General features: G+C 68.2%; 23 protein-coding genes. 13 read left to right on the top strand and 10 right to left on the bottom strand.

The annotated features are described in order from the left end of the window. Window positions 1-13 precede the first annotated feature (13 nt). Window positions 14-442, top strand: a complete 429-nt coding sequence (locus P0D77_RS06180) for an SRPBCC family protein (protein WP_277555382.1) — start codon at window positions 14-16, stop codon at window positions 440-442. Beyond that, window positions 439-1272 carry a carbon-nitrogen family hydrolase gene (locus P0D77_RS06175; RefSeq protein WP_277555381.1) on the top strand — a complete coding sequence of 278 codons (834 nt, stop codon included), beginning with the start codon at window positions 439-441 and terminating at the stop codon, window positions 1270-1272. The genes P0D77_RS06180 and P0D77_RS06175 overlap by 4 nt, the downstream gene beginning before the upstream one ends. Window positions 1273-1305: 33 nt before the next feature. Here the strand turns inward: P0D77_RS06175 and P0D77_RS06170 are convergent, their stop codons facing one another. Both P0D77_RS06170 and gfo6 read right to left on the bottom strand, forming a co-directional pair. Beyond that, the gene (locus P0D77_RS06170) at window positions 1306-1557 is read right to left on the bottom strand and encodes a hypothetical protein (RefSeq protein WP_277555380.1); all 252 of its coding nucleotides are present in this window, start codon (window positions 1555-1557) and stop codon (window positions 1306-1308) included. A gap of 281 nt (window positions 1558-1838) precedes the next feature. Further along, window positions 1839-2918: a D-xylose 1-dehydrogenase Gfo6 gene (gfo6, locus tag P0D77_RS06165; RefSeq protein ID WP_277555379.1), complete on the bottom strand. Its 1080-nt coding sequence runs from the start codon at window positions 2916-2918 to the stop codon at window positions 1839-1841. 572 nt (window positions 2919-3490) lie between these two features. Here gfo6 and P0D77_RS06160 point away from each other — a divergent pair. Beyond that, window positions 3491-3937 (top strand): DUF4112 domain-containing protein, encoded by a 447-nt coding sequence (locus P0D77_RS06160; protein ID WP_277555378.1) that lies wholly within the window; start codon window positions 3491-3493, stop codon window positions 3935-3937. A 33-nt stretch (window positions 3938-3970) separates the two neighbouring features. Here the strand turns inward: P0D77_RS06160 and P0D77_RS06155 are convergent, their stop codons facing one another. Both P0D77_RS06155 and P0D77_RS06150 read right to left on the bottom strand, forming a co-directional pair. Further along, window positions 3971-4825 (bottom strand): RIO1 family regulatory kinase/ATPase domain-containing protein, encoded by an 855-nt coding sequence (locus P0D77_RS06155; RefSeq protein ID WP_277555377.1) that lies wholly within the window; start codon window positions 4823-4825, stop codon window positions 3971-3973. Window positions 4826-4869: 44 nt separating this feature from the next. Further along, the gene (locus tag P0D77_RS06150; protein ID WP_277555376.1) at window positions 4870-5079 is read right to left on the bottom strand and encodes a hypothetical protein; all 210 of its coding nucleotides are present in this window, start codon (window positions 5077-5079) and stop codon (window positions 4870-4872) included. A gap of 137 nt (window positions 5080-5216) precedes the next feature. On the opposite strand from P0D77_RS06150, the gene P0D77_RS06145 reads away from it, so the two are divergent. Both P0D77_RS06145 and P0D77_RS06140 read left to right on the top strand, forming a co-directional pair. Beyond that, window positions 5217-6359 (top strand): acyl-CoA dehydrogenase family protein, encoded by a 1143-nt coding sequence (locus P0D77_RS06145; RefSeq protein WP_277555374.1) that lies wholly within the window; start codon window positions 5217-5219, stop codon window positions 6357-6359. Window positions 6360-6502: 143 nt separating this feature from the next. Next, window positions 6503-8737: a sensor histidine kinase gene (locus P0D77_RS06140; RefSeq protein ID WP_277555373.1), complete on the top strand. Its 2235-nt coding sequence runs from the start codon at window positions 6503-6505 to the stop codon at window positions 8735-8737. A gap of 14 nt (window positions 8738-8751) precedes the next feature. Here P0D77_RS06140 and P0D77_RS06135 read toward each other — a convergent pair whose 3' ends face one another. Further along, window positions 8752-9132 (bottom strand): DUF8048 family protein, encoded by a 381-nt coding sequence (locus P0D77_RS06135; RefSeq protein WP_277555372.1) that lies wholly within the window; start codon window positions 9130-9132, stop codon window positions 8752-8754. Window positions 9133-9246: 114 nt separating this feature from the next. Here P0D77_RS06135 and P0D77_RS06130 point away from each other — a divergent pair, with 114 nt between their 5' ends. The 5 genes from P0D77_RS06130 to P0D77_RS06110 all read left to right on the top strand — a co-directional run bounded on the left by P0D77_RS06130 (window position 9247) and on the right by P0D77_RS06110 (window position 14889). Next, window positions 9247-10047: a sugar phosphate isomerase/epimerase family protein gene (locus P0D77_RS06130; protein WP_277555370.1), complete on the top strand. Its 801-nt coding sequence runs from the start codon at window positions 9247-9249 to the stop codon at window positions 10045-10047. Next, window positions 10044-10988, top strand: coding sequence for a carbohydrate kinase family protein (locus P0D77_RS06125; protein ID WP_277555369.1), 945 nt, complete (start codon window positions 10044-10046; stop codon window positions 10986-10988). The genes P0D77_RS06130 and P0D77_RS06125 overlap by 4 nt, the downstream gene beginning before the upstream one ends. A gap of 107 nt (window positions 10989-11095) precedes the next feature. Further along, a complete protein-coding gene (locus P0D77_RS06120) occupies window positions 11096-12706 on the top strand; it encodes a uracil-xanthine permease family protein (RefSeq protein WP_277555368.1) in 1611 nt (536 codons plus the stop codon). 95 nt (window positions 12707-12801) lie between these two features. Then, window positions 12802-13929: a M24 family metallopeptidase gene (locus P0D77_RS06115; RefSeq protein WP_277555367.1), complete on the top strand. Its 1128-nt coding sequence runs from the start codon at window positions 12802-12804 to the stop codon at window positions 13927-13929. A 147-nt stretch (window positions 13930-14076) separates the two neighbouring features. Next, window positions 14077-14889 carry a ZIP family metal transporter gene (locus P0D77_RS06110; protein ID WP_277555366.1) on the top strand — a complete coding sequence of 271 codons (813 nt, stop codon included), beginning with the start codon at window positions 14077-14079 and terminating at the stop codon, window positions 14887-14889. A gap of 121 nt (window positions 14890-15010) precedes the next feature. On the opposite strand, the gene P0D77_RS06105 is transcribed toward P0D77_RS06110, so the two are convergent. The 3 genes from P0D77_RS06105 to P0D77_RS06095 form a co-directional block, all read right to left on the bottom strand. Next, entirely contained in the window at window positions 15011-15295 is a 285-nt protein-coding gene (locus P0D77_RS06105) for a DUF7545 family protein (protein WP_277555365.1), read from the bottom strand. A gap of 250 nt (window positions 15296-15545) precedes the next feature. Next, the gene (locus P0D77_RS06100) at window positions 15546-16598 is read right to left on the bottom strand and encodes an NAD(P)/FAD-dependent oxidoreductase (RefSeq protein WP_277555364.1); all 1053 of its coding nucleotides are present in this window, start codon (window positions 16596-16598) and stop codon (window positions 15546-15548) included. 110 nt (window positions 16599-16708) lie between these two features. Then, complete coding sequence (locus P0D77_RS06095; protein WP_277555363.1) at window positions 16709-18892, bottom strand: universal stress protein; 2184 nt, start codon at window positions 18890-18892, stop codon at window positions 16709-16711. 339 nt (window positions 18893-19231) lie between these two features. Between P0D77_RS06095 and P0D77_RS06090 the strand changes: the two genes are divergently transcribed. The 3 genes from P0D77_RS06090 (at window position 19232) to P0D77_RS06080 (ending at window position 21149) form a co-directional block, all read left to right on the top strand. Then, complete coding sequence (locus P0D77_RS06090; protein ID WP_277555362.1) at window positions 19232-19780, top strand: Lrp/AsnC family transcriptional regulator; 549 nt, start codon at window positions 19232-19234, stop codon at window positions 19778-19780. A gap of 67 nt (window positions 19781-19847) precedes the next feature. Further along, a complete protein-coding gene (locus P0D77_RS06085; protein WP_277555360.1) occupies window positions 19848-20135 on the top strand; it encodes a DUF357 domain-containing protein in 288 nt (95 codons plus the stop codon). 75 nt (window positions 20136-20210) lie between these two features. Continuing rightward, a complete protein-coding gene (locus P0D77_RS06080; protein ID WP_277555358.1) occupies window positions 20211-21149 on the top strand; it encodes a universal stress protein in 939 nt (312 codons plus the stop codon). Between the two features lie 24 nt (window positions 21150-21173). Here P0D77_RS06080 and cysS read toward each other — a convergent pair whose 3' ends face one another. Then, a complete protein-coding gene (gene cysS / locus P0D77_RS06075) occupies window positions 21174-22688 on the bottom strand; it encodes a cysteine--tRNA ligase (protein WP_277555357.1) in 1515 nt (504 codons plus the stop codon). A 57-nt stretch (window positions 22689-22745) separates the two neighbouring features. Beyond that, window positions 22746-23252 carry a DUF7523 family protein gene (locus P0D77_RS06070; protein ID WP_277555356.1) on the bottom strand — a complete coding sequence of 169 codons (507 nt, stop codon included), beginning with the start codon at window positions 23250-23252 and terminating at the stop codon, window positions 22746-22748. Window positions 23253-23333 lie beyond the last annotated feature (81 nt).

Raw genomic sequence — 23333 nt, 5'->3', positions numbered from 1 at the left:
GTAGGGCGTACCGATGACCGTGCGAGTACGCCGGGAGTTCGTCTTCGACGCCGACCCAGCGGACGTGTGGGCGTTCATCGCCGATCCGGCCAAGCGCGCCGGGGCGATCAGCGTCGTCGACGAGTACGAAGTGAACGGCGACGGAACCGCGACGTGGCAGGTCCGACTGCCGATTCCGGTGATCCGATCCAGCATCACCGTCGAGACCGAGGAGGTGCAGACTGACCCACCGGAGTACGTCAAGTTCGTCGGCAAGTCGAAGGCGTTCCGCGTCACCGGCGAACACACCGTCTCCGAGACCGACGACGGGCGCGCCCGTCTCGTCAACGAGTTCGTCGTCGACGGTCGCCTCCCCGGCGTCGAGTCGTTCTTCCAGCGAAAGTTCGGCGACGAACTCGACAACCTCGAACTGGCACTCCAACGCGACCTCGGCCTCATATGACCGTCCGCCTCGCACTCGCGCAGTTGGAAGTGCGCGCCGCCGACCGCGACGGCAACCTCGACCGTGCGCTCGCGGCCATCGAACGCGCCGCCGACCGCGGGGCCGACCTCGTCTCCCTCCCGGAACTGTGGGACGTCGGCTACTTCGCGTTCGAGGCGTACGGACGGGGCGCAGAACCGCTCTCGGGCCCGACGCTCACCCGAATTCGCGAGGCTGCCCGCGACCACGACATCGCCGTCCTCGCCGGCTCTATCGTCGAGGACTTGGAAGCGAGCGCCGCCGACGGCGAGGCAGTCCCCGACGACACCGGACTCGCCAACACGGCCGTCCTGTTCGACGCCGACGGCGACCGACGCTCGGTGTACCGCAAACACCACCTGTTCGGCTACGAGTCCGCGGAGACGCGACTGCTCACTCCTGGCGAGGAACTCCCCGTCGTCGACCTCCTCGGCTTCCGCGTGGCCGTGACGACGTGTTACGACCTCCGCTTCCCCGAGCAGTTCCGTCGCCTCGCCGCCGACGGCGCGGACCTCGTCCTCGTCCCGAGTGCGTGGCCGTACCCGCGCGTCGAACACTGGCGAACGCTCCCGCAGGCGCGGGCCATCGAGAACCTCGCGTACGTCGCGACCATCAACGGCTCCGGGTCCTTCGAGGAGGCCGACCTCCTGGGCCGGTCGACCGTCTACGACCCGTGGGGGACGACCGTCGCCTCCGCCGGCGACGAACCGACGCTCGTCGTCACGGACATCGACCCCGACCGAGTCGCGTCGGTTCGCGAGGAGTTCCCAGCACTTCGCGACAGACGGGACTACGAGACGCGACGAGACTGACCGCGAGCGACGGCGCCCGAGGTTCCAGAGTAGTTACTCGAAGTAATGGACGAAGACGGTGCGCTTGCCGTCGAGCAGATGGCACAGTCGTTCGCGCACGTCCGGGTCGACGTCGACGTGTGCGAGTGGAACTTCCTCCACTCGAAGGAGCCGACCGATGAGTCCGTCGTCGCCACCGAATGCCTCTCCCGGCTCCCCGAGCCGACGGTGGTCGACGACGCAACGCGGCTGTGACAGCAGGTCCTCGGCACCACCGAGCAGTGCCTCGGCCCTGAGGCGGGCCATACTGGTGTGTTCGCCTACCTCGTCATAATCGTTCCGTCGGCCCCGAAAACTCGCCACTGCAGAGGCCGGTGGCTTTATCACGGTCACGGCGGTAGCACTCATCGCCGGCGAACCGACGCTTTTCTCGTCGTAAGCTGGCAGTCAACATTCGCGCCGCCGCGCCCGACGCGACCGCGCGTGTCCGCACCGCGATCAGGGGTCCATCGCGCCGGATGCGCGCACCACCGCCTCCCACTCCACCTTCACCTTCGCGCTCGACTGTTCACCTCCGAGCGTCGGCACTACTCGTCGAGACTGACGCGTTCACCCGTCGCCGCCGACTCCTGAACGGCCGCGAGCGTCCGCATGTCGACCAGTCCGTCCGCGCCGTCCGGTTCGATTGTCGCTCCGGTCGTCACCGCATACGCGAAGTAGTCGAACTCCTCAACCGTCTCGTCGGCTCCCCTGCCCTCGACAGTGAGCGTGCCGTCGGGCGTCTCGACAGTCACCTCGCGGTCTGCACCGGGTTGGAACGCCGAGCGGACGGTCACGCGCCCGTCGCTGCCGAGCAGTTCGAGTTCGGTGTTCGCGTGCCCCGAAAAGGACGCCGAGAAGTTCCCCATCCAGCCGTCGAACGCGACGCGCATATCGACGTGTTGGTCCACCTCGTCGAACGCGGAGTCGGGCGACCGTGTCGACGCTGAGACGGCGACCGGGTCGTCGCTCGTGAGGAACCGCGCGGTGTTGAGCGGGTACACGCCCACGTCGAACAGCGCACCGCCGCCGGCGAGGTGCCCGTCGAGTCGCCACTGGTCGGGACCGGCGTCGCCGCCGAGGACGGGGAAGGTGAAGTCGCCCGACGCTCGTTGCACCGTTCCGATGCCGCCAGCGTCGACGAACTCGCGCAGGCGTCGCATCACGGGGTCGGTCTGCATCCGATACGCCGTCATCAGGCGAACGTCGGCGTCCGCACAGGCGGTGACGAGTCGCTCGGCGCGGTCGACGGTGGCCTCCAGCGGCTTCTCACAGACGACGTGTTTCCCGTGGCGTGCGGCCGTCTCGGCGTGCGGGAGGTGGAGGCGGTTCGGCGTCGCGACGTAGACGGCATCGTACTCGTCGGTCGCCGCGCCCGCCTCGTACGCGTCGTAGTCGATGGCGGTGACGCCGAACTCCTCGGTCAGTGACGCTCGCTTCTCCGGGTCGCCGCTGACGACGACCGTTGGCTCGGCGTACTCGCCGTCGACCATCGCCGGGATGGAGACGTTGCGCGCGTAGTTGCCACAGCCGACGGTCGCGATTCGGAGTGTCTCGCCGGTGGCTCCGTCGGCGCGGTCGGTGACCCAGTCGCGGCGCGGCAGGTCAGTGAAGACGGTGTCGAACACGGTCGTACGTCCCGCGCCACTGGCTAAATCCCACCGCCAGGTCCGTAATCGAATTCGATAATTCGGACGGAGCGTTGAAGTAACGAACCCTCGCTCGTACTGATACCGCGGGACCGAATCTGCTCGGATACACTCCCCCAGCGTGTCCGGGCACTCGGCCATACGGCCGATCCGGTTCGGCTTCGCGGGTCACGGGACACGCGTCCCGAGCGAACCGGGGCCGCCCGGGCGACGGCGATTTCGCCCATCCGCCCGGGAGGGCCGAGGCAACTCCCGCTCCCACTCCCGCCGCGGCCCCCCGGTCCCGGATACCGCACGCACGACACCCACACCTCACACGACGCGCGGTCGGCGTCCACACCCGCCGATTTTACCGCGCAACGGCACCGGGTCGGCCGCCGCCGACCCGAATCGGGAGCGGACCACACCTTTCGGGACACCACTCGACGACTGCCGAGCCGTCGCCGTCCACAGTCGCGAGAAACCGCCATACGGCGTCGAGAGCGCCTCCGTCCGCCGATCCGGTCGATCTGGCCACAACGCACATACGGCCTCGTGGCTTCAGGCCGTCCGTGACCGACCTCGACTCGCTGACGATGGACCTACCCGACTCGGCAGCGGAACCGGCGCTGCGCCGCCTGCAGACGGTCGCACGCGTGATGGACGAAGCCGTGCGCGTCCCAGGGACCGATATCCGCGTCGGCCTCGACCCAGTCCTCGGGGTACTCCCGGGCGCGGGCGACGCCGTCGCTGCCGGCGTCTCGCTGTACATCGTCGCGGAGGCGGCGAATCTCGGCGTCCCGCTCACGACCATCGTGCGGATGCTCGGGAACGTCGCCGCCGACGTCGCCCTCGGCTCCATCCCCGTCGTCGGTCCCCTGTTCGACGTCGTGATCAAGGCGAACGCCTGGAACGTCGCCCACATCGAGGAGTTCGTCGCCGACGCGACGGCGGGCGAGGAAGAGGCTGGCAGCGACGCGGACGACGAGGCGATCGTCATCGAGATAGAGGAGGCGTAAGTCCGCGGCGGCGAGCGTCTGGCCGCGCACTTCTCACGGCTCGCGTCGCTCACCGTTCGCTCGTTCCGTGGCCTCGCTTCGCTCGGCCACGCGCTTCTCTATCTCGCCTTTCAGCCCCGGCGCGTCGAAGTCGTGGTCCGGGCGGATGGCGACGAAGTCGAGATACTCGCGGGCACCGAGGACGTCTTCGGCGTCGTACACCGTCAGCGCCGCCGCGACCGCGTCCGCGGCTCCGATGAGCGGTTCCAACGCCGCCAGCCCACAGGCGAGGTCGTACTCGCGGGCGTCGAGCACACCGGGTTCGCGCACGCTCGTCGCGTCGATGAAGTAGAGGTCGCCGTCGAGGATGAGGACGTTTTCGGCGCGGAGGTCGCCGTGGGCGAGGCCCTCATCGTGGAGGCGACGCAGGGCGCGAAACAGGTCCGGCGCGAGTTCCCGCTCCAGCGCCACGTCGAGTTCGTCCAGCGGACGGAACGCGGGGAGGTACTCGACGACGAGGACGCCCAGACCGTCCACCTCCAGCGCCTCCACGGGTTCGGGCGCGTTGACGCCGATGGCGCGCATCCGCTCAGTCGCCTCCAACTCGTGGCGGACCATCTCCGCGGGTGTCCCGAAGTGCCCGAAGAATCCCTCTGTACCCGACGAGAACGCCCCGATGTTGCGCCCGGCGGTGAACAGCGCGTGGACGAGGGAGTTCTGCCGGCTGACGACTTTCACGAAGAACTCCTCGCCGCCGGTGTGCAGGAGAAACGGCGTGGACAGCCAGTTGTCGGCGTCGATGAACTCGACGTGCGCCTCGCCGTCGCCATAGCGGGCGGCGAGGTGCCGGGCGACCGCCTCCAGTCGGTCCCACTCGACCGTCCCGCGGAGGAGGCGCTGGACGTCCATACCTCTCCGGTATCTTGCCCACGGGGATAAATCGTTTCGCGGGGTCAGAACGACCGACCGTACAAGACTGCGCCGAGCAGCAGTCCGACCACCGCGAACGCTGCCAACACGGCCACCATCCCCGCTATCGCCGGGATGTACCACGCGGGCACGCCGACGAGTGCGACCGCGAGTGCGACGACGGCGACGCTACCGACCACTGCAGAGAGTGGCGCACGGACGGTTCGCCAGTAGCGTGCGAGTGGGTGCGTCAAGGGGGTTCCTCGTCGGTGGATCGACAGCGCGTGCGGCCAAAACGGCGTCGGCGAGGCGAACCCCGGAGTCCTCGCGGATATTGCACCAACCACAATCCATCGAAACAGGTATTTCTCGGGGCCACCGTGCAACGATCGTGAACTTCGATCTGCCCGCGGAACACCGGATGATCCGCGACCAAGTCCGCGAGTTCTGCGAGGAGGAGATCGCCCCCATCGCGCAGGACATCGAGGACGAACACCGTTTCCCGCAGGAGATATTCGACGAACTCGGCGCACTCGACGTGATGGGCGTCCCGATCAGCGAGGAGTACGGCGGTCTCGGGGGCGACACGCTGATGTACTCGGTCATCGCCGAGGAACTCGGTCGCGTCTCCGGCGGCATCGGCCTCTCGTACGTGGCCCACACCTCGCTGGGTGCGAAGCCTCTCGAACTGTTCGGCACCCACGAACAGAAAGCGGAGTGGCTCCGACCGCTCGCAGAGGGCGAGGGCCTGGGTGCCTGGGCGCTCACCGAACCCGGCTCGGGGTCGGACGCCTCCGACATGGACACGATGGCCGAGAAAGACGGCGACGAGTACGTCATCGACGGCACCAAGCAGTTCATCACGAACGCGAACGTCGCCAACTCCGTCCTCGTGAAGGCCGTCACCGACCCCGAGGCGGGCTACGACGGCATCTCGACGTTCATCGTCGACCCCGAGAACGACGACGGGTTCCACGTCGAGACGGTGTGGGACAAGATGGGCCTCAACTGCTCGCCCACCTGTGAGATCCGACTCGACGAGGTGCGGGTCCCCGAGGACCGCCTCCTCGGCAACGAAGGCGAAGGCTGGAAACAGACGATGAAGACGCTCGACGGCGGGCGCATCTCTATCGCCGCCCTCTCGACGGGCCTCGCGCAGGGCGCGTACGAGGCGGCCAAAGAGTACTCGGGCGAACGCGAGCAGTTCGGCAAGCCCATCTCGAAGTTCGACGCCGTCCGCGACAAGGTGGTCGACATGTACCGCAAGACCGAGCGTGCCCGTCTGCTCACCCACAAGGCGGCGACGATGTACGACAACGGCGAAGACGTGACGAAGGCGTCGGCGCTCGCGAAACTCGACGCCAGCGAGGCCGCCCGGAAGGTCGCCGAGGACGCCGTGCAGGTGCACGGCGGCTACGGCTACACCACCGACTTCCCGCCCCAGCGGTTCTACCGTGACGCGAAACTGATGGAGATCGGTGAGGGGACCAGCGAGATCCAACATCTCGTCATCGGACGGCAACTCGGCCTCTAAGTCGGCGTCGACCGCCAACCGATCCGCGTTCCGTTTTCTCCTGCCCGTATCGCGCTTCCGTCTGCGACTATCCGAAATCAGCCGTGAGAATCACGCGCGTAGTTTTATGACTTGGACTGTACCCACGGTCAATACTTACGGAGATGGTGCACGCCTCAGACATCCTCGTCGCCGCCGTCTTCGGGTCGGCGCTGTTGTCGGCGGCGACGGGGACGCTCGCGTACCTGCGGACTCGCGAGCGGCGCGACCACGCCGGAACGGCGTTCGTCGCACTCACCTACGGCGCGGCGCTGTGGGCGGGGCTGTTGGGTCTCCAACTGCTCGCCGGACAGACGCCGCTGGCGACCACACTCGTCAAGGCGAAGTGGATCGCGGCCACGCCCATCGTCACCACCTCGCTCCTGTTCGGCCTCTACTACAGTGGTCGCGGCGACTGGGTGACCGCGCGCCGGACGCTCCTCCTCAGCCTCGAACCCGCGGTTGCGGCCGCCGTCATCGTGTTGAATCCGGGTGGCGTGTTCTTCGCCGGCATCGTCGAACGGACGGCGGTCGACCTCCCCATTCTCGTCGCAGTTCCGGGCGTCGGCTTCGTGGTGCATCTCACGTACGGCTTCTGTATCGGAATGGCGTTCGTCGGGTTGCTCGTCGAGGCGGCCCTGCGGTCGTCTGGCCCGTATCGCTATCAAGCGACGACGCTGGCAGTGGGCGCGTCGGGCGTCCTCGTCTCCTCGCTGGTGTACGTCCTCGAACCCACGTGGGCACCGCCGTTCGACATAACGCCGCTGGTGTTCGGTCTCGCGAGCATCGCGTTGCTGTTCGCGATGTATCGGTTCGACCTGTTCAACGTCGCCCCCGTCGCACACGAGACGGTGTTCGCGAACCTCGACGACGCCATCGTCGTCGTCGACGCTGCCGACCGCGTGCTGGAGACGAATCCCGCCGCCCGCGAGGCGTTCGGCATCGACGGCGACGGCGTCGGTCTCGCGGCCGACGACGTTCTCCCGGACGACGACGGGATGGGCGACCTCCTCGACGGCGACGACACGGCGGTCACGTTAGCGGACGGCGGCGTGTCGACGTTCGCTGCCAGCGACGCGACGCCGAAGTACTTCGAGGCGACGTGCGAACCGCTCGGTCGAGACGGGGTCCGTCTGCTCGTGTTCCGCGACGTGACCGAGCAGACGCGCGTCGAACGACGCTATCGCTCCTACGTCGAACACGCCGACGACATCATCGCCGTCGCCGACCCCGACGGCGTGTTGGAGTACGTCAGCCCGGCCGTCGAACCCGTCCTCGGTCGCCCGCCCGAGGCGGTGACCGGCGAGGTGTTCACCGACCTCGTCCACCCGGACGACCGGCGCGAGGTCGCCCAGCCGTTCGCACAGATCCTCGACGCCCCCGGAGAGAGCGTCCGGATGACGTTTCGCGTCGAACACGGCGACGGTGGTTGGCGGACCTTGGAGGGCGTCGGCGTCAACCGCTTTCACGACCCGCACATCGGCGGCTACCTGCTGACCTTGCGCGACGAGACGCGACGCGACCGCTACGAACAGCGGCTACGCGTGTTGACGCGCGTGCTTCGGCACGACCTCCGCAACGAGTTGAACGTCGTCCTCGGCTACGCCGACACCATCGCCACGATGGACGAGAGCCGTGCCGGGCAGTACGCCGAACGCATCCATCGCTCGGCCGAACGCCTCTCCTCGCTGGGCGAACGGGTTCGCGGCGTCGACCGAACGCTCCAGAACGCCGACCACGGTGGACGACCGGTCGACGTCGCCGCGGTCGTCGAGGAGGTGGCCCGTCGCGCCCGCGACCGCTATCCCGAGGCGTCCGTGACCGTCGACGCGGCGGCGGTGACGGCGTACGCCGACGAACTCCTCGTGACCGCCGTGTGGAACGTCGTCGAGAACGCGATCCGCCACCACGACGGCGACGCGCCGACCGTCTCGGTGACGGTCGAGTGCGACTCCGAGACGGTCGAGATACGCGTCGCAGACGACGGACCGGGCATCCCCGACGAGGACCGTTCGGCCGTCGAGTCCGGCCACGAGACGCAGTTACAGCACGCTAGCGGCATCGGCCTGTGGCTCGTGCGGTGGATCCTCGACGGCGTCGACGGCGAACTCACGTTCGTCGACGCGCCGGTGTCGGCCGACGCGCCGCACATCGAGGGCGCTCCCGGCGCAGTCGTCGTCCTCTGTCTGCGCGCGGTGACGGGCGACGCCGAGGCGACGTCCGGACTCGACCAAGTCGACCCGTGGGGGACGGCGGCGACCGCACCCGAACGGACCGACGGTGGGCCCGGCGAGTGGCGGCCCCAGTCACACTCGGGGATGGACGCGAGCGTGGACGACGAACGAGACGGAGACGACTGACGCGCCGCCGCGGTTCACTCGTCGGTGACGAACACCAGCGGCTCCCAGTCGCCACGCTCGTCCGGTTCCAGATCGGTCGCCGCGGTGAACGCCTTGTCGTGGACGACTTTCGCGGCCGCGAGCGTCGCCGTCGACGCGTCCAGCGACGAGGCGAACTCCACCCACACCCGCGGCGGGACGAGGAGGTAGTACGCCCGACCCTCGCGCCGGACGAGCGGATCGAACTCGAACGCCCGGCGGTACTCGAAGACGAGGTCGGCCACGCCGGGGTACGAGCGGACGTCGGACTGCATCCGCGCGAGCGTCCGACGGAGCGCCCCCTCCTCGACGTCGGCGGTCGATGCCGCCGACGCGACGTGTGCCGCCAACGGACCGAGCGCGTCGTCAGCGATCATACGCCTACTCGAACGTCCACCGACGTGAGCGCTGTGGTGGTCGCGACGAGTCGAGGTGTGTCGCGTGCGGCGGCAGGTCGGAGGGTCGAAGTGCTGGCGGGTGGTACGACGAGTATGCAGGTCGACACCGGGTTCGTCACCCAACTCGGCATGGACCATCGGGAGGCGGTCGCGGCCGCCGCCACCCACGGCTACGACTACGTGGAGTTGATGATGGACGGGGCGGGCTCCCGCGAGCGACTCGCGCCCGAAGCCGACGGCCTCCGCGACGCCCTCGCCGACCACGGCGTCGGTCTCACCGTCCACCTCCCGTTCCGCGGCGTCGACCCAGGGTCACCGTTCCAAGCGGTGCGCTCGGGCTCGGTCGCGGAACTGGAGGCGCACGTCGACCTCGCGACCGACCTGGGCGCGCGGAAGGCGACCGTTCACCCCACGTCGAACGCGTGGACGCACGCCCACGACGACGCGGTCGTCGGTGACGCCATCGTCGAGTCCATCGACCATCTCGACGGCTACGCCGCCGACCGGGGCGTCGAACTCGTCGCAGAGAACGTCCCGAAGGGGCGATTCGACACCAACCGGATCGACGAACTGCTCGACCGGACGGATGTCTCGCTGTGTCTCGACACCGGCCACGCCCGCGTCGACGGCCGCGACGACGGCGGCATCGCGGCGTTCGTCGACGACCACGCCAACCGCATCAGCCACCTTCACCTCAACGACGTGCGCGGCGGGTCGGACGAACACCTCCCCGTCGGCGCGGGGTTCGTGGACTTCGAGCGTCTGTTCCGGGCGTTCCCCGACGACTGGGAGGGGACGCTCTCGGCGGAGGTGTTCACGCTCTCTGAGACGTACCTCGGACACAGCATCGCGCACATCGACGACTGCCTCGCCGCCGCGGAGGTCGAGCAATGACGCGGCTCGTCGTCGGCGAGTGCATCGTCGACCTCCACCCCGAAGCGGCCGCCGCCGGGGAGACGGGTGACGCCGACGCGTACGTACGCCGCCCGGGCGGTGCGCCCGCGAACGTCGCCGTCGGGATGGCCCGCCTCGGCGACGCACCGCTCCTGTGGACGCGACTCGGCGACGACGGCTTCGGCGACTTCCTCGCGGCGACGCTCCGTGAGGAGGGGATTCCCGAGCGATTCGTCGAACGCGACGCCGACGCGCCGACCGGTCTCGCGGTCGTCGCCCTCGACGCCGACGGCGACCGCTCCTTCTCGCTGTACCTCGACGGCACCGCAAGCACCCGTCTCGACGCGAATAGCGTCGACGACGCGACGCTCACGAATCTGGACTGGCTTCACGTCGGCGGCGTCGAACTCGCGCACGACCCGTCGCGGTCGGCGGTGTTCGACCTCCTCGACCGTGCGCCCGACGACGTGACCGTCTCGTTCGACCCGAACGCGCGTCCCTCTCTGTGGCGCGAGTTCGACTACAGCGAGACGTTGGCGCGGGCGCTCCCCGACGTGGACGTCCTCGTCGCGTCGGCGGAAGACCTCGACCCAGCCGGATACGAGGGATCCGCCGAGGCGCTCGCGTCGGCCATCACCGCGGAGGGACCCCACACCGCGCTGATCACGCGGGGCGCGGCGGGCGCGTACGCCCGGTCGACCGGCGACGCGCCGTGGGGCGCGGGCCGGGCCGAACACGCCGGGTTCGAGGCCGAGGTGGTCGACACGACCGGCGCGGGCGACGCCTTCACCGCCGGTGCGATCACCGCGCTCGACGAGGGCGCAGACCTCGCGTCCGCGCTCCGATTTGCGAACGCCGTCGGGGCGCGGGCGACCACCGCACAGGGAGCGATGTCGGCGCTACCGACGCGGGCGGCGGTCGAGGCGTTCCTCGACGGGTAGCGCGAGGGGGAAGCGGCGGCACGCGATCGACGAGACTCTGTTTCTGTTGACACGATTCCGACGCAAACGGCACGCTCAAGTCGGAGAGCCAAGACGCTCCGGCAGATATGCCAGGATCACCGGACGAGGCCGTCGGCGACGAGGAGGACCGTCCTGACGACGAACTCCGCACCGACGGATCGGGCGACGACTCGCTCATCACCTACGGCGTCGAGGACCGCCCGCCGTTCCTCCAGTCGCTCGGACTCGGACTGCAACACTACCTGACGATGGTCGGCGCGAACATCGCGGTGCCGCTCATCCTCGCTGGCGCGATGGGGATGCCCGGGCAGTTCATCCCGCGGTTCGTGGGGACGTTCTTCGTCGTCTCCGGTATCGCGACGCTAGCGCAGACGACGCTCGGGAATCGCTACCCAATCGTCCAGGGTGCGCCGTTCTCGATGCTCGCGCCGGCGCTCGCCATCATCGGCGTCGTCGCCGCGAACCCGCCCGGCGGAGGTGTGGAGGCGTGGCGGGCCGCCCTGTTGCAGTTGCAAGGGGCCATCATCGTCGCCGCGCTGTTCGAGGTCGCGGTCGGGTATCTCGGCCTCGTCGGTCGCCTCCGCCGCTACTTCTCGCCGGTCGTCATCGCGCCGGTCATCACGCTCATCGGCCTGACGCTGTTCTCCGCGCCGCAGGTGGCGAGTGCGACGCAGAACTGGCCGCTGTTGCTGTTCACGTTCGGCCTCATCGCCGTCTTCTCGCAGCTCCTCGGCGGTCGCTCGCGGGCGTTCAAACTGTTCCCCGTCCTCCTCGGCATCGTCGTCGCCTACGGCGTCGCGTTGGCGCTGTCGGCGGCGGGCGTGTACGCTCCCGGCACGGCCGGATACGTCGACATCGGCCCGGTGTTCGACGCGCCGCTTGCGGTCGCCATCTACCCGTTCCAGTGGGGCGTCCCACAGGTGACGACGAGTTTCGTCGTCGGGATGGCAGCGGGCGTCGTCGCCTCCATCGTCGAGTCGCTAGGCGACTACCACGCCGTCGCTCGCCTCTCCGGGACGGGCGCACCCTCCGAGCGCCGCATCACCCACGGCATCGGGATGGAGGGGCTCGCTAACGTCTTCGCGGGCGTGATGGGTGCGGGCGGGTCGACCTCCTACTCCGAGAACATCGGCGCTATCGGCCTCACGGGGGTCGCCTCACGGTACGTCGTGCAGGTGGGCGCCGGCGCGATGATCCTGTTCGGCTTCTTCGGGCCGTTCGGCGCGTTCGTCGCCAGCATCCCCGCGCCGGTCGTCGGCGGCCTCTACGTCGCGATGTTCGGCCAAATCGTCGGTGTCGGCCTCGCGAACCTGAAGTACGTCGACCTCGACTCCCAGCGTAACCTGTTCGTCCTCGGCGTCTCGCTGTTCGCGGGGCTGTTCGTCCCCGAGTACTTCAGCAACGTCGCCGCGGCGGCCCCCGACGGGATGGGCGGGGCGACGTTCTTCGCACAGAGTATGGCCGCTGTGCCCGTGTTCGGGCCGGTACTCGGTGCGGAAGTCGTCGCCAACACCGTCTTCGTCGTCGGGTCGACCGGCATCAGCGTCGGCGGCATCGTCGCGTTCGCGTTCGACAACCTGATCCCCGGGACCGACGAGGAACGCGGCATCGCAGATTGGGCGCGGACCGCCGAAGCCGACGAGGACTTCCTGTCCGCGTACGATCGCTTCGTCCGCGACGGCGACCGCGCCGACTGAGCCAGCAAGTCGCTCCCGCGTCGGTCGTCGACGCGCCATCCGGAGTCGCTCTCGCCTCCGACGCGTTCAACTCGCCCCGGACGGAACGACCGCGTATGACCGACGACGACCCGTACGCGCGTCGCCTCGACGCCCTCCGCGACCGACTCCGCGAGGGCGACGCCGACGCAGTGGTGCTGTTCCCGAGCACGAACCTCCGGTATCTCACCGGCTACAGCGAACACCCCGGCGAGCGCCACTTCCTGTTGTTCGTCACCGCCGACGCCGACCCGGTGTTTCTCGTCCCAGAACTCTCCGGCGAGCAGGTCCGCGCCGAGGCCGCCGTCGACGACGTGCGGACGTGGGGCGACGACGAGGACCCCGTGGCCGCCGTCGAGGCAGTCGTCGACGACCTGGGCCTCGCAGATGGCTCCCCGCACGTCCTCGTCGACGACACGATGCACGCGCGATTCACACACGACCTCCGCGCGGTCCTGCCAGACGCGACGTTCAGCCTCGCCAGCGAGGCGCTCGCACCGCTTCGGGTCCGGAAAGACGACGCCGAAATCGCCGCACTTCGACACGCGGGCGAGGCCGCGGACGCCGTCGTGCGTGACCTGCGCGAGTGGGGTGGGGAGGTCGTCGGGATGACCGAGACGGACCTCGCCCGGCACATCGAAGACCGGTTGGAAGCACACGGCGGGACGGGCGTCTCGTTCGACACCATCGTCGGATCCGGCCCGAACGGCGCGATGCCGCACCACACCCACGGCGACCGCACCATCGAGGCGGGCGACCCCGTCGTTCTCGACTTCGGGACGCGCGTCGACGACTACCCCTCCGACCAGACGCGGACGCTCGTGTTCGGCGACGAGAGCCCACCCGAGGGCTTCCGTGAGGTTCACCGCACCGTCCGCGAGGCACAGGAGGCCGCCGTCGACGCCGTCGAACCCGGCGTCACCGTCGGCGACGTCGATGCCGCCGCCCGTGACGTCATCACCGAGTCAGGGTACGGCGAGGAGTTCATCCACCGAACCGGCCACGGTGTCGGCCTCGACGTCCACGAGGAACCGTACATCGTCGCCGACGGCGACCGCGAACTGGAGGCGGGGATGGTGTTCAGCGTCGAACCCGGCGTCTACCTCCCTGACGAGTTCGGCGTCCGCATCGAGGATCTGGTCGTCGTCACCGACGACGGCTGTGTCCGCCTCAACCGCACCGACCGTGGGTGGCAGACGAACTAACTGTTAACTTTTATCTGACATATCCTGTCTCGGACATCGAGGTGCAGAATCGTCCGTTTCGGGCCGCCGAAACAACGTCTGCAGTTTCGGCCCGCCGAAAACATCAGCGACGTGAGAGTTATATCCGCCGGTGGGCTAGGTTCTCGTATGACCGACCTCGGCGCGTACGTGTTCGTGTTCGTCGCGGGCCTGATCACCGCGCTGGCGACGGGGTTGGGCGCGATTCCGTTCTTCCTCGTCGACGAGATCAGCGACCGCTGGAACGTCGTCTTGTGGGGCCTCGCCTCCGGGATTATGCTCGGCGCGTCGCTGTTCGGCCTCGTCGGTGAGGGACTGGCGTACGGCACGCCCGTCGAGTTGGGCATCGGCGTCCTCGCGGGCGTCGTCCTCGTCGTCGTCGCCCACGAAGTGATCGAGGGTGCGGAGGTGAGTCCGAAGAAGTACGAGGAGGCGGATATGAAGAAACTCCTCCTCATCCTCGGAGTCCTCACCGTCCACAGTTTCCCCGAAGGGGTCGCCGTCGGCGTCTCCTTCGCAGAACTCGGGTTCTCGACGCCCGGCGGCCTCGTCATATTCGGGACCGCAGTTCCCCTGCTGGCGGTGTTCATGACCGTCGCCATCTCTATCCACAACGTCCCCGAGGGCGTCGCCGTCTCCATCCCCCTGCGGAATATGAACGTCGCGCCTTCGCGGATGGTGTGGTGGGCGGTGTTCTCCAGTCTCCCCCAACCGCTGGGGGCGGTCATCGCGTTCTACTTCGTCACCATCGCCCAGCAGTTCCTCCCCATCGGCTTCGGGTTCGCCGCGGGCGCGATGGTCTACCTCGTCCTCACGGAGTTCATCCCGGAGGCGCTAGAACTGGGCGAAGACCTCGCAGGCGACGGCAAACGCGAACTCGTCGCGGGGATGGCGACTGGCGCTGGCGCGATGATTCCACTGCTGTCGGTCACTTCGATATAGCGGCGAGGAGTTCACCGTCGCAGTCGAGCGGATTCGGCGACGACTCGTGTATCGTGAGTATAGCAGTCGCTACCGGGCGATTTTCGGTGAAAACGAGGTTCGGTGTCGAGAGAACTCGCGGTTAGTGCGAGTGGCCCATCGCGTCGCTCAGGCTCTGTCCGAAGCGCTCCTCGAACAGTTCCTCGGCCTTCTCGTTGATGTCGAGGACGTCCTGCGGCGTCTCGCCCTGCGAGTGGTGGGCGATGGCGTGTGCCTGCTGTGCGAACGCCTGCAGGACGACGTCGCTGATGACCTGGCTGGGACTTTCGCCCTGTTCGGCCAGCATATCGACGAGTCCTTCGGGGAGGTCGACCTCGTCGCTGTCGCCTTCGGGTCCGGTGACGGTGTAGGTTTCAGTTCCGACCATAAGCGGAGGAGGGCAAGGAGACGTAAAGGTTCGTGGGTCTCGGGTGTCCTGGGTGTCCGAGACGCTCGCTTCTGGATTCGTTAGTGGGCGATGTGTGCCACCGTTTCTCCGTGGCCTCGCTTCGCTCACCCTCGGGTTGTTCGTAGGTCTCGCGTTCCACGTGGTTTGTGGGCGGCTCGGGCCCGCGGCCTGCGGCCGCGGACACCTCGCCGCCGAAGTACCGAGACGCTCGCTCCGCTCGCGTCTCGCTTCAGTCGTCTGCGGCGGCCGTCTCCCCCGCCTTCGCCTCCGCACGCTGCTGCTCTTCGAGGTAGTCATCGGCGTCGATAGCGGCCTTACAGCCCATCCCCGCGGCGGTGACGGCCTGCTGGTAGTGGTAGTCAACCACGTCGCCCGCGCCGAACAGGCCGGGAACCGCCGTCTCCGTCTGTCCCGCGCCGTCGCCGCCAACCGTCTTGATGTACCCCTCGTCGTCGAGTTCGACGCCCGTGTCGGCGAGATACTCCGTATTGGGCGTGTGGCCGATGGCGAAGAACACCGCTCCGACGGGGAACTCCCACTCCTCCGTCTCGGGGTCGTCGAGTTTCTCCGTCGGGTAGCCCTCGGGATGGCGCACGAGCGTCGCAGACTCGACGCCGTCCTCGCGGGTGCCGTGGAGTTCGGTGACCTCGGTGTTCTTCAGAATCTCGATGTTGCCCTCCTCGACGTGTTCCATCACGCGGTCGATCCAGTAGTCCTCGGCGCGAAACTCCTCGCGCCGGTGGGCCAGATACACCGTGTCGGCGAACTTCGTGAGGAAACTCGCCTCCTCCATCGCCGCGTCGCCACCGCCGACGACGAGCATATCCTCGCCGCGGAAGAACGCGCCGTCACACGTCGCACACGTCGACAGGCCGTAGCCCATCAACTCGTCTTCGCCGGGGATGCCGAGCGTGCGTGCGCTCGCACCGGAGGCGGCGATGACAGCGTCGGCGGTGTACACGTCGCCGTTGGTGAGTTCGACGCGGAACGGCCGCTCGGAGTCGTCGACGGAGGCGACGATGCCGTTTTTCACCTCGGCGCCGAAGCGTTTGGCCTGCTCTTTGGCGTTGTTGATGAACTCCGCGCCGTTGATGCCCTCGGGGAACCCCGGGAAGTTCTCTACCTCGGAGGTGAGCGTGAGCTGTCCGCCGGGTTCGTCGCCCTCGAACACGAGCGGATCGTTGTTCGAGCGAGCGGCGTAGATGGCGGCCGTCAGCCCCGCAGAGCCGGTTCCAGCGATGATCAGCTTCCGATGTTCGACGACGTCGGGAGAATCGGTCATTACCCGTGGATAGGCCGTTCCGGGCTTTGTAGGTTATGCTGTCGTGCTCGGGCAACGAACAACAGAGTTGATCAGATCGTGCAAGATAGTTTGAGCCGCCGGTCGCTCCGTCAGAACGCGAGTCGCTCGACGAGCCGCCGTGTCAGCCCGACGCGGCTCGATTCGTGGGGGTAAGCTGTGACGGTCGTACAACCTGGACTCGGGAACTCCGGCCGCTCGTCGAGAAGCGCGTTGCGGAGCCGGTGGTCGGCGCCACGACGGACGAGCAGGTCCGGCATCGGCTGGCGTCCCCCGTCGGTTTGGACCGGCTCGGTGCCGACGGGAATCGACACGAGGTCCGACAGTTCTGCGCGGTAGTCCGCGACGAGCCGCCGCTGTTTCTCGGAGTCGTCGGCTCCCGTTGGCTGCCACAGTGACAGTTCCCCGCCGTTGGCGGCGGCGACCGCCTCAGCGACGTCGACCACCAGCGGCGGGTACGGGCCGACGTCGCCCGAGAGCACGACCCGCTCGGGGCGGTCGTAGCCGAGATTGTCGACGAGCAACACGTCGCAGGGCGCGTGCCTGACGACCCAGTCGATCGGGTCGCCGAACAGCCGCGACCGGAGCCGGAGGGGTTCGTGCTCGGCGACGATGGTGTCGACCCCGCGGTGGGCCGCGAAGTTGACCACCGCGTGTTTCGTGTCGTGGCTGACGATCTCGTCGGCCTCGATGTCGACGCCGAACTCGTCGCCGAGCCTGTTCACCCGGGTCTCGAAGGAGCGATCGGCGTCAGATTGGACAGTCGCTCCCTCGGTGAGCGGCGCCTGGTCGGGCACCTCCTCGAATCGAACCGCGACGACGCGGCCACCATCTTCGCGGACGAGGTCCGCCGCCATCGCGACCAGCGATCGCTCTCGTTCCCGGTCAAGATCCTTCGTGAGTGCGAGCAGTACCTCCTTGGTGCCGGGGCGCTCAGCGAGGGCGGACTCGATCTCCGAGAGCGCCTCGCGGCTGACCTGCCGTCGGATCGCGTCGGTCGCCGCGCCCTCACGGTTCACTCGAGAGCGGACGTACGCGAAGTACCAGACGACGCTGCCGACGACGATGGCGACCGCGCCCGCGATAGCGACCGTCCCCATCTGCGTCAGCAGGAACACGCCCGAGACGACGCCTGCGATCTGGATCCACGGGTACAGCGGCGAGGTGAACTCGGGGGCGTACTCACCACCGCCCTCACGGAACGCCACGACGGCCACGTTGATCATCGCGAACACCATAATCTGGAACGCACTGGCGAGTTTCGCGATGTCGAGGATGGGGACGAATGCGATCAGCGCTAGCAGCACCGCCCCCGTCAGCGTGATGGAGGCGACCGGCGTGCCGAACCGCTCGCTGACCGACGACAGCGACGGCGGCGCGAGGCTGTCGCGACTCATCGCGAACGGGTACCGCGACGACGAGAGAATACCCGCGTTCGCCGTCGAAATGAGCGCGAGTACCGCCGCGACGATGACGGCGACGACGCCGGCCGCCCCGAGCGTCGCCTCCGCGCCGACAGCGACCGGCGTGAGCGACCCCGCGACGCTACCGGGGTCGGTGATGCCGACGAGCACCGCGACGACGGCGACGTACAGGACCGTCGTGAACGCCAGCGATCCGAGTATCCCGAGCGGGATGTTCCGGCCGGGATCTTCGACCTCCTCGGCGACGCTCGCCACCTTCGTCACGCCCGCGTAGGAGACGAACACGAGGCCGGTCGCAGCGATCACTCCCTCGACGCCCGCGCCGAGGAAGTTTGCGTAGTTGGCCGCCTCGACGCTCGGGGCGCTCCCAACCGCGAACCACGCCAACGCCGCCAGCATCACGACGACGATAGCCACCTGGAGCCGACCAGTCTGTTTCGCGCCGACGATGTTGATGAGAATCAACACTGCCGCCAGCCCCAGCGCGACCGGTTGCAACGGCAGGTCGAACAGCAACAGCAGGTACGGCACGCCGCCCACGAGCGCCAGCGCGCCCTTGAACGACAGCGAGAACCACGTGCCGACGCCGGCAATCGTCCCGAGCAGGGGACCCATCCCCCGCTCGATGTAGATGTACGTGCCGCCGGCCTCCGGCATCGCGGTCGCCATCTCCGACTTCGAGAGCGCCGCGGGGACGACGAGCAGTCCCGCCAGCGCGTACGCGAGGATCACCGCAGGACCGGCAATCTCCAGCGCCAACGCGGGCAGGATGAAGATGCCGCTCCCGATCATCGCGCCGATACTGATGGCGAGCACCGACGGCAGTCCGAGGTCGCGTTCGAGTTCCTTCATCCGTGCTCCGCGACCACCGCGCCGGGGCCGGTTTCGGTCAGTCGGTCGTGTCTCGTCTGTGCGCCGGCCTCTCGGCGGCGTTCGCCGTCGAGTTGCTCCAAGTTCATAATTGAGTAGTCGCCCAGTGGGAAGAGACGTCCCGCCCGGGTATCGATCGTTGATTTGTGACGGCTTCCGATAAACTAGCCGGTTCAAACAACGGATCGTCAAAATTCGTGTTCGATTACTCGACTTCCGTCATCAACTGTGGTAGCCGCCGAGCGACCACCAGCGTCCGTCCAGCGGCAGTCGCCCGCACGGAACAAGACTAATACGGGGACCGGGGAGACACACGTGTAGATGAAAGACGGCGAGTTGGACTCGACCGACCGACACATCCTCTACTACCTCCAACAGGACGCACGGTCGACGTCGTCGAGTGACATCGCAGAGAAACTGGGCCTGTCGGCGAGCACCGTTCGGACGCGGCTGAACAAACTGGAGTCGAGCGGGGTGGTCAGAGGCTATCACATCGACATCGACTACGACCTGGCGGGCTACCCGCTGTACACCAAGATCATCTGTACCGCGCCTGTCCCGAGACGGGACGAACTTGCCGACCGCGCCCGAGACATCCGCGGTGTCACCGCGGTTCGCGAGATTATGACGGGCGAACGGAACGTGTACGTCAACGCCATCGGTCGCGACCACGACGACCTCGACCGGATCACGAAAGACGTCGACGCCATCGGCCTCGACGTCATCGACGAGCAACTCATCCGCGACGAGTACATCTGCCCGTACCACGGCTTCCTCGACCCCGGCGAAGAACCCGTGTTGGACGACGACAGCGACGCCGACGGTGACGACGACAGCCACACCGGCCGCGACGACGACGGCGACACCTAGTCCCGTCGCTCAGACGAGCCCAATCAACAACGACACGCTCAGGGAACCGCACGGAGGATAGTCGCGTATGCCCGCCGACCTCGACGAGAAGACGACCCGGTACGGCGAGATGCTGGAGGCCGCCCTCGCGGAGGCAGAGGTGTGCGTCCCCGAGGGGACGCCGCTGTACGCGATGGCCGAGGAGTGCGAGGAGATGGCCGTCTCGTATCTGGAGGACGGTCGCCACTTCCGCGCGAACGACGACCCCGTGAACGCGCTCGCGTCCTACTCCTACGGCTACGGATGGCTCGACTGCGGCGTTCGCCTCGGCCTGTTCACGATTCCCGAGGACACCCACCTGTTCACGATGGAGTGACTCGAGGACTGACGCACTCCCAGCGTCGTGTACCTACTGTGGCACTTTATGCTCCCACCGTGTCAATAGGGAGTGATGAATCGTTACGAAGTCACCGACATCGTGGTCGGGACCGACGGGAGCGATCCGGCGACCGAGGCGGTCGACACCGCCATCGCGGTCGCGGCGGCGGTCGGCGCGCGGGTCCACCCCTGCGCCGTCGTCGACCCGTTCCCGATGGGACAGCGGGTGACAGACGTCGAACGGAATCGACAGGAGGCGGCCTCGTTCGTCGAGGACGCCGCAGACCGGGCGCGAGAGGCGGGCGTCGAGGCGGTTCCGGAGGTTCGACGTGGGTCACCCTACAAGGAGTTGGTCGCCCACGTCGCGGAGACGGACGCCGACCTGCTCGTCCTCGGGACACACGGCCGCGGCGGCACGAGGCGGGTCCTCCTCGGGAGTGTCGCCGAAGCGGTCATCCGCACGGCGGAAGTCCCCGTCCTCACCGTCCACGGCGACGACGAGATTCGCGACTGGGGCCCCGACAGCGACGTCCTCGTCGCCACCGACGGCAGCGACGCCGCCCTACCGGCCGAGCAAGTCTCCGTCGACCTGACGGCGGCGTTGGGCGGGCGACTCACGGCCGTGAGCGCCGTCGACGAGTCGAGGGCGCTCGCGAGCATCGGCGCTGGAACGGTGAGCGATGGGGTTGCCGAATCGGTGCGAACCGCCCTCACCGAGGGCGCGACGGCGGCGCTCGACAGAGTCCGTGAGCGGGCAGACGAGCGGGGCGTCCCGCTGACGACGGAGATACTCGACGGTGAGGCCGGTCGTCGAATCCGCGAACACGCTGCCACGGTCGACGCCGATTTGGTCGTCGTCGGCACGCACGGCCGGAGAGGCATCCGTCGGATTATGCTCGGGAGCGTCGCAGAGCGAGTCGTCCGCAGCGCAGACCGACCGGTGTTGGTCGTCCCGGCGGTGATGGGCGCGACCGACTCCGAGGACGGCCGCGACGCGACAGACGCGGCGTAGCCAGAGAGACGAACCCGGGGCCTGCTACTCGAATCGAACTTCCGGACCGTCGTCGCCGTCTTCGACGCTGAGCCCGAGCGCCTCCAAGTCGTCGCGGAGGCGGTCGGCACGCTCGTAGTTGCCCGCCTCGCGTTCGGCCTCGCGAACGTCCAAGACGAGCGACGCGAGACCCTCGACCAGTTCCACGTCGCCGCCGGCCTCGCGCCCGAGTTCGAGACCGAACACGTCGCCGCCGAACTCCTCGAACGTCTCGACTGCCCGGTGAAGCCCGCGGTAGTCGTAGCCGTCGGAGTCATCCGTCTCTCCGTCGCCACCGGCGTCGACGCTGTCGACGTGGCTGTTCACCGCCGTCGCCAGTTCGAGGAGGGCACCGAACGCTCCTCGCACGTTCAGGTCGTCGTTCATCGACTCGACGACCGTCTCGCGGGCGTCGTCGACCGCGCCACGGAGGTCGTCGTCGGTCGCCTTCGCGTGTGCGTCGACGGAGTCGCAGGCGTCGACGGCCGTCTCGTAGGCGCGTTCGAGTCGTTCCCACCGCTCTTCGGCCTCGGTCATCGCGTCCGCGGAGAACACTTGGTCACCGCGGTACTGTGCGCCCAAGTAGAACGTGCGCACGACGTTGACGCCGAACTCGTCGAGGGCGTCCGAGACGGTGAAGAAGTTGCCCAGGCTGGAGGACATCTTGTCCTCCTTCGTCTCTAGCAGACCGTTGTGGAGCCAGTAGCGGGCGAACGTGTGCTCGGTCGCGGCCTCGCTCTGTGCAATCTCGTTCTCGTGGTGGGGGAACACGAGGTCACGCCCGCCCATGTGGACGTCGAGGGTGTCGCCGAGGTGCGTCGTCGACATCGCGGAGCACTCGATGTGCCAGCCAGGGCGCCCCTCGCCCCACGGAGACTCCCACGTCTGGCCGGTGGGGAGGTCACCGTCGTGGTCGTGTTTCCGGTGTTCGCGAACTGCCTCCGCGCTGACGCCGTCGGCCTTCCACAGCGCGAAGTCGGCGGGGTGGCGCTTCTCGGTGTGGGCGTCCACGTCGTCGTCGGCCTCCAGTTCGTCGGGCCGTTGGTTCGACAGGTGGCCGTAGTCGTCGAAGGAGGTCACGTCGAAGTAGACGGAGCCGTTGGCCTCGTAAGCGTGACCCGACTCGATCAGGCGTTCGATGAGCGCGATGATCTCGGGGACGTGTTCGGAGACGCGAGGGTACACCTCCGCGCGCTTGAGGTTCAGCCCGCGCATGTCGTCGATCACCTGTTGGGTGAAGTGGCGGGCCACGTCGGCCTCGGTATCCCAGCCGTCGCGTTCGCCGACGCGGGCGGCGATCTTCTCGTTCACGTCGGTGACGTTCTCGACGTGGCGCACGTCGTAGCCGAGCCACGTCAGCCAGCGGTCGAGGACGTCGGCGTGGAACCACAGCCGAGCGTGGCCGAGGTGGGCGTCGTCCGAGACCGTCAGCCCACAGACGTACAGGAGAACCTCGTCGTCGCTCGCCGGCTCGAACGCCTCGCGCTCGCCCGTCAGGGTGTTGGTCACGGACAGACCCATATCGGGCGGCGGTACGCGGGCCTCCCTGATAAACGGTCGAAGTTCGTCCCGACCCGATCACGCCCCGTCGACGACCGCCTCGACGACGCGAAGCGCGGTCGCGCCGTCGCGTCGCCCGACGACGACGGCGAGCGCCGACGGCGTCACGGCTGCCGCTTCCACCGAAACGCCCCCGACGCGAAGTCGACCGAGGACGCGTTCGAGTGTCTCCACGTCGACCGTGCCGGTAGCGAGAATCGCCGTTCCGTCGCCCGCACCGGCGGCGAATCGCTGGCCACCGACCGACAGCAGGGCTTCCTCGTCGTCCACATCGGTGTCCACGTCGGCATCCGCGTCGACGACACCGACCCGGCGCTGCATCGTCACGCGGGCGTCGGCCTCGGCGGTCGTCGCCAGGTCGAGGTCGGCGGCGAATCGGCGCAGTGCAGTCGCGACGGCATCGGCGTCGGCGTCGACGTCGAGCGTCTCGGCGGCGGCGGCGTAGTTGGCGACGCCCGCCGCGAGTGCGTCGTACAGGAACGGCCGCTCGCGGACGGCGGCGCGTGTCTCCTCGGCGACAGTCATTGCCGAGTGGCCGACGGCGGCGGACATAATCTCGGCGGTCCGCCGCCCGATGTCGGCCGGGTCGACGTGCCCAACCCGACT

This window comes from Halobaculum limi, assembly GCF_029490015.1.
Taxonomy (GTDB): Archaea; Halobacteriota; Halobacteria; order Halobacteriales; family Haloferacaceae; genus Halobaculum; species Halobaculum limi.
The sequence above is the reverse complement of the archived record's forward strand: the minus strand, read 5'-3'. Positions and strand labels throughout refer to the sequence as shown.

Coding starts and splice junctions, on each gene's coding strand:
- P0D77_RS06140 (WP_277555373.1), top strand. CDS start 6,503: ATGGTGCACGCCTCAGACATCCTCGTCGCCGCCGTCTTCGGGTCGGCG.
- P0D77_RS06170 (WP_277555380.1), bottom strand. CDS start 1,557: ATGGCCCGCCTCAGGGCCGAGGCACTGCTCGGTGGTGCCGAGGACCTG.
- P0D77_RS06175 (WP_277555381.1), top strand. CDS start 439: ATGACCGTCCGCCTCGCACTCGCGCAGTTGGAAGTGCGCGCCGCCGAC.
- P0D77_RS06070 (WP_277555356.1), bottom strand. CDS start 23,252: ATGACTGTCGCCGAGGAGACACGCGCCGCCGTCCGCGAGCGGCCGTTC.
- P0D77_RS06085 (WP_277555360.1), top strand. CDS start 19,848: ATGCCCGCCGACCTCGACGAGAAGACGACCCGGTACGGCGAGATGCTG.
- P0D77_RS06110 (WP_277555366.1), top strand. CDS start 14,077: ATGACCGACCTCGGCGCGTACGTGTTCGTGTTCGTCGCGGGCCTGATC.
- P0D77_RS06125 (WP_277555369.1), top strand. CDS start 10,044: ATGACGCGGCTCGTCGTCGGCGAGTGCATCGTCGACCTCCACCCCGAA.
- P0D77_RS06130 (WP_277555370.1), top strand. CDS start 9,247: ATGCAGGTCGACACCGGGTTCGTCACCCAACTCGGCATGGACCATCGG.
- P0D77_RS06090 (WP_277555362.1), top strand. CDS start 19,232: ATGAAAGACGGCGAGTTGGACTCGACCGACCGACACATCCTCTACTAC.
- P0D77_RS06120 (WP_277555368.1), top strand. CDS start 11,096: ATGCCAGGATCACCGGACGAGGCCGTCGGCGACGAGGAGGACCGTCCT.
- P0D77_RS06115 (WP_277555367.1), top strand. CDS start 12,802: ATGACCGACGACGACCCGTACGCGCGTCGCCTCGACGCCCTCCGCGAC.
- P0D77_RS06095 (WP_277555363.1), bottom strand. CDS start 18,892: ATGAAGGAACTCGAACGCGACCTCGGACTGCCGTCGGTGCTCGCCATC.
- P0D77_RS06105 (WP_277555365.1), bottom strand. CDS start 15,295: ATGGTCGGAACTGAAACCTACACCGTCACCGGACCCGAAGGCGACAGC.
- P0D77_RS06155 (WP_277555377.1), bottom strand. CDS start 4,825: ATGGACGTCCAGCGCCTCCTCCGCGGGACGGTCGAGTGGGACCGACTG.
- P0D77_RS06135 (WP_277555372.1), bottom strand. CDS start 9,132: ATGATCGCTGACGACGCGCTCGGTCCGTTGGCGGCACACGTCGCGTCG.
- cysS (WP_277555357.1), bottom strand. CDS start 22,688: ATGGGTCTGTCCGTGACCAACACCCTGACGGGCGAGCGCGAGGCGTTC.
- P0D77_RS06180 (WP_277555382.1), top strand. CDS start 14: ATGACCGTGCGAGTACGCCGGGAGTTCGTCTTCGACGCCGACCCAGCG.
- P0D77_RS06080 (WP_277555358.1), top strand. CDS start 20,211: ATGAATCGTTACGAAGTCACCGACATCGTGGTCGGGACCGACGGGAGC.
- P0D77_RS06100 (WP_277555364.1), bottom strand. CDS start 16,598: ATGACCGATTCTCCCGACGTCGTCGAACATCGGAAGCTGATCATCGCT.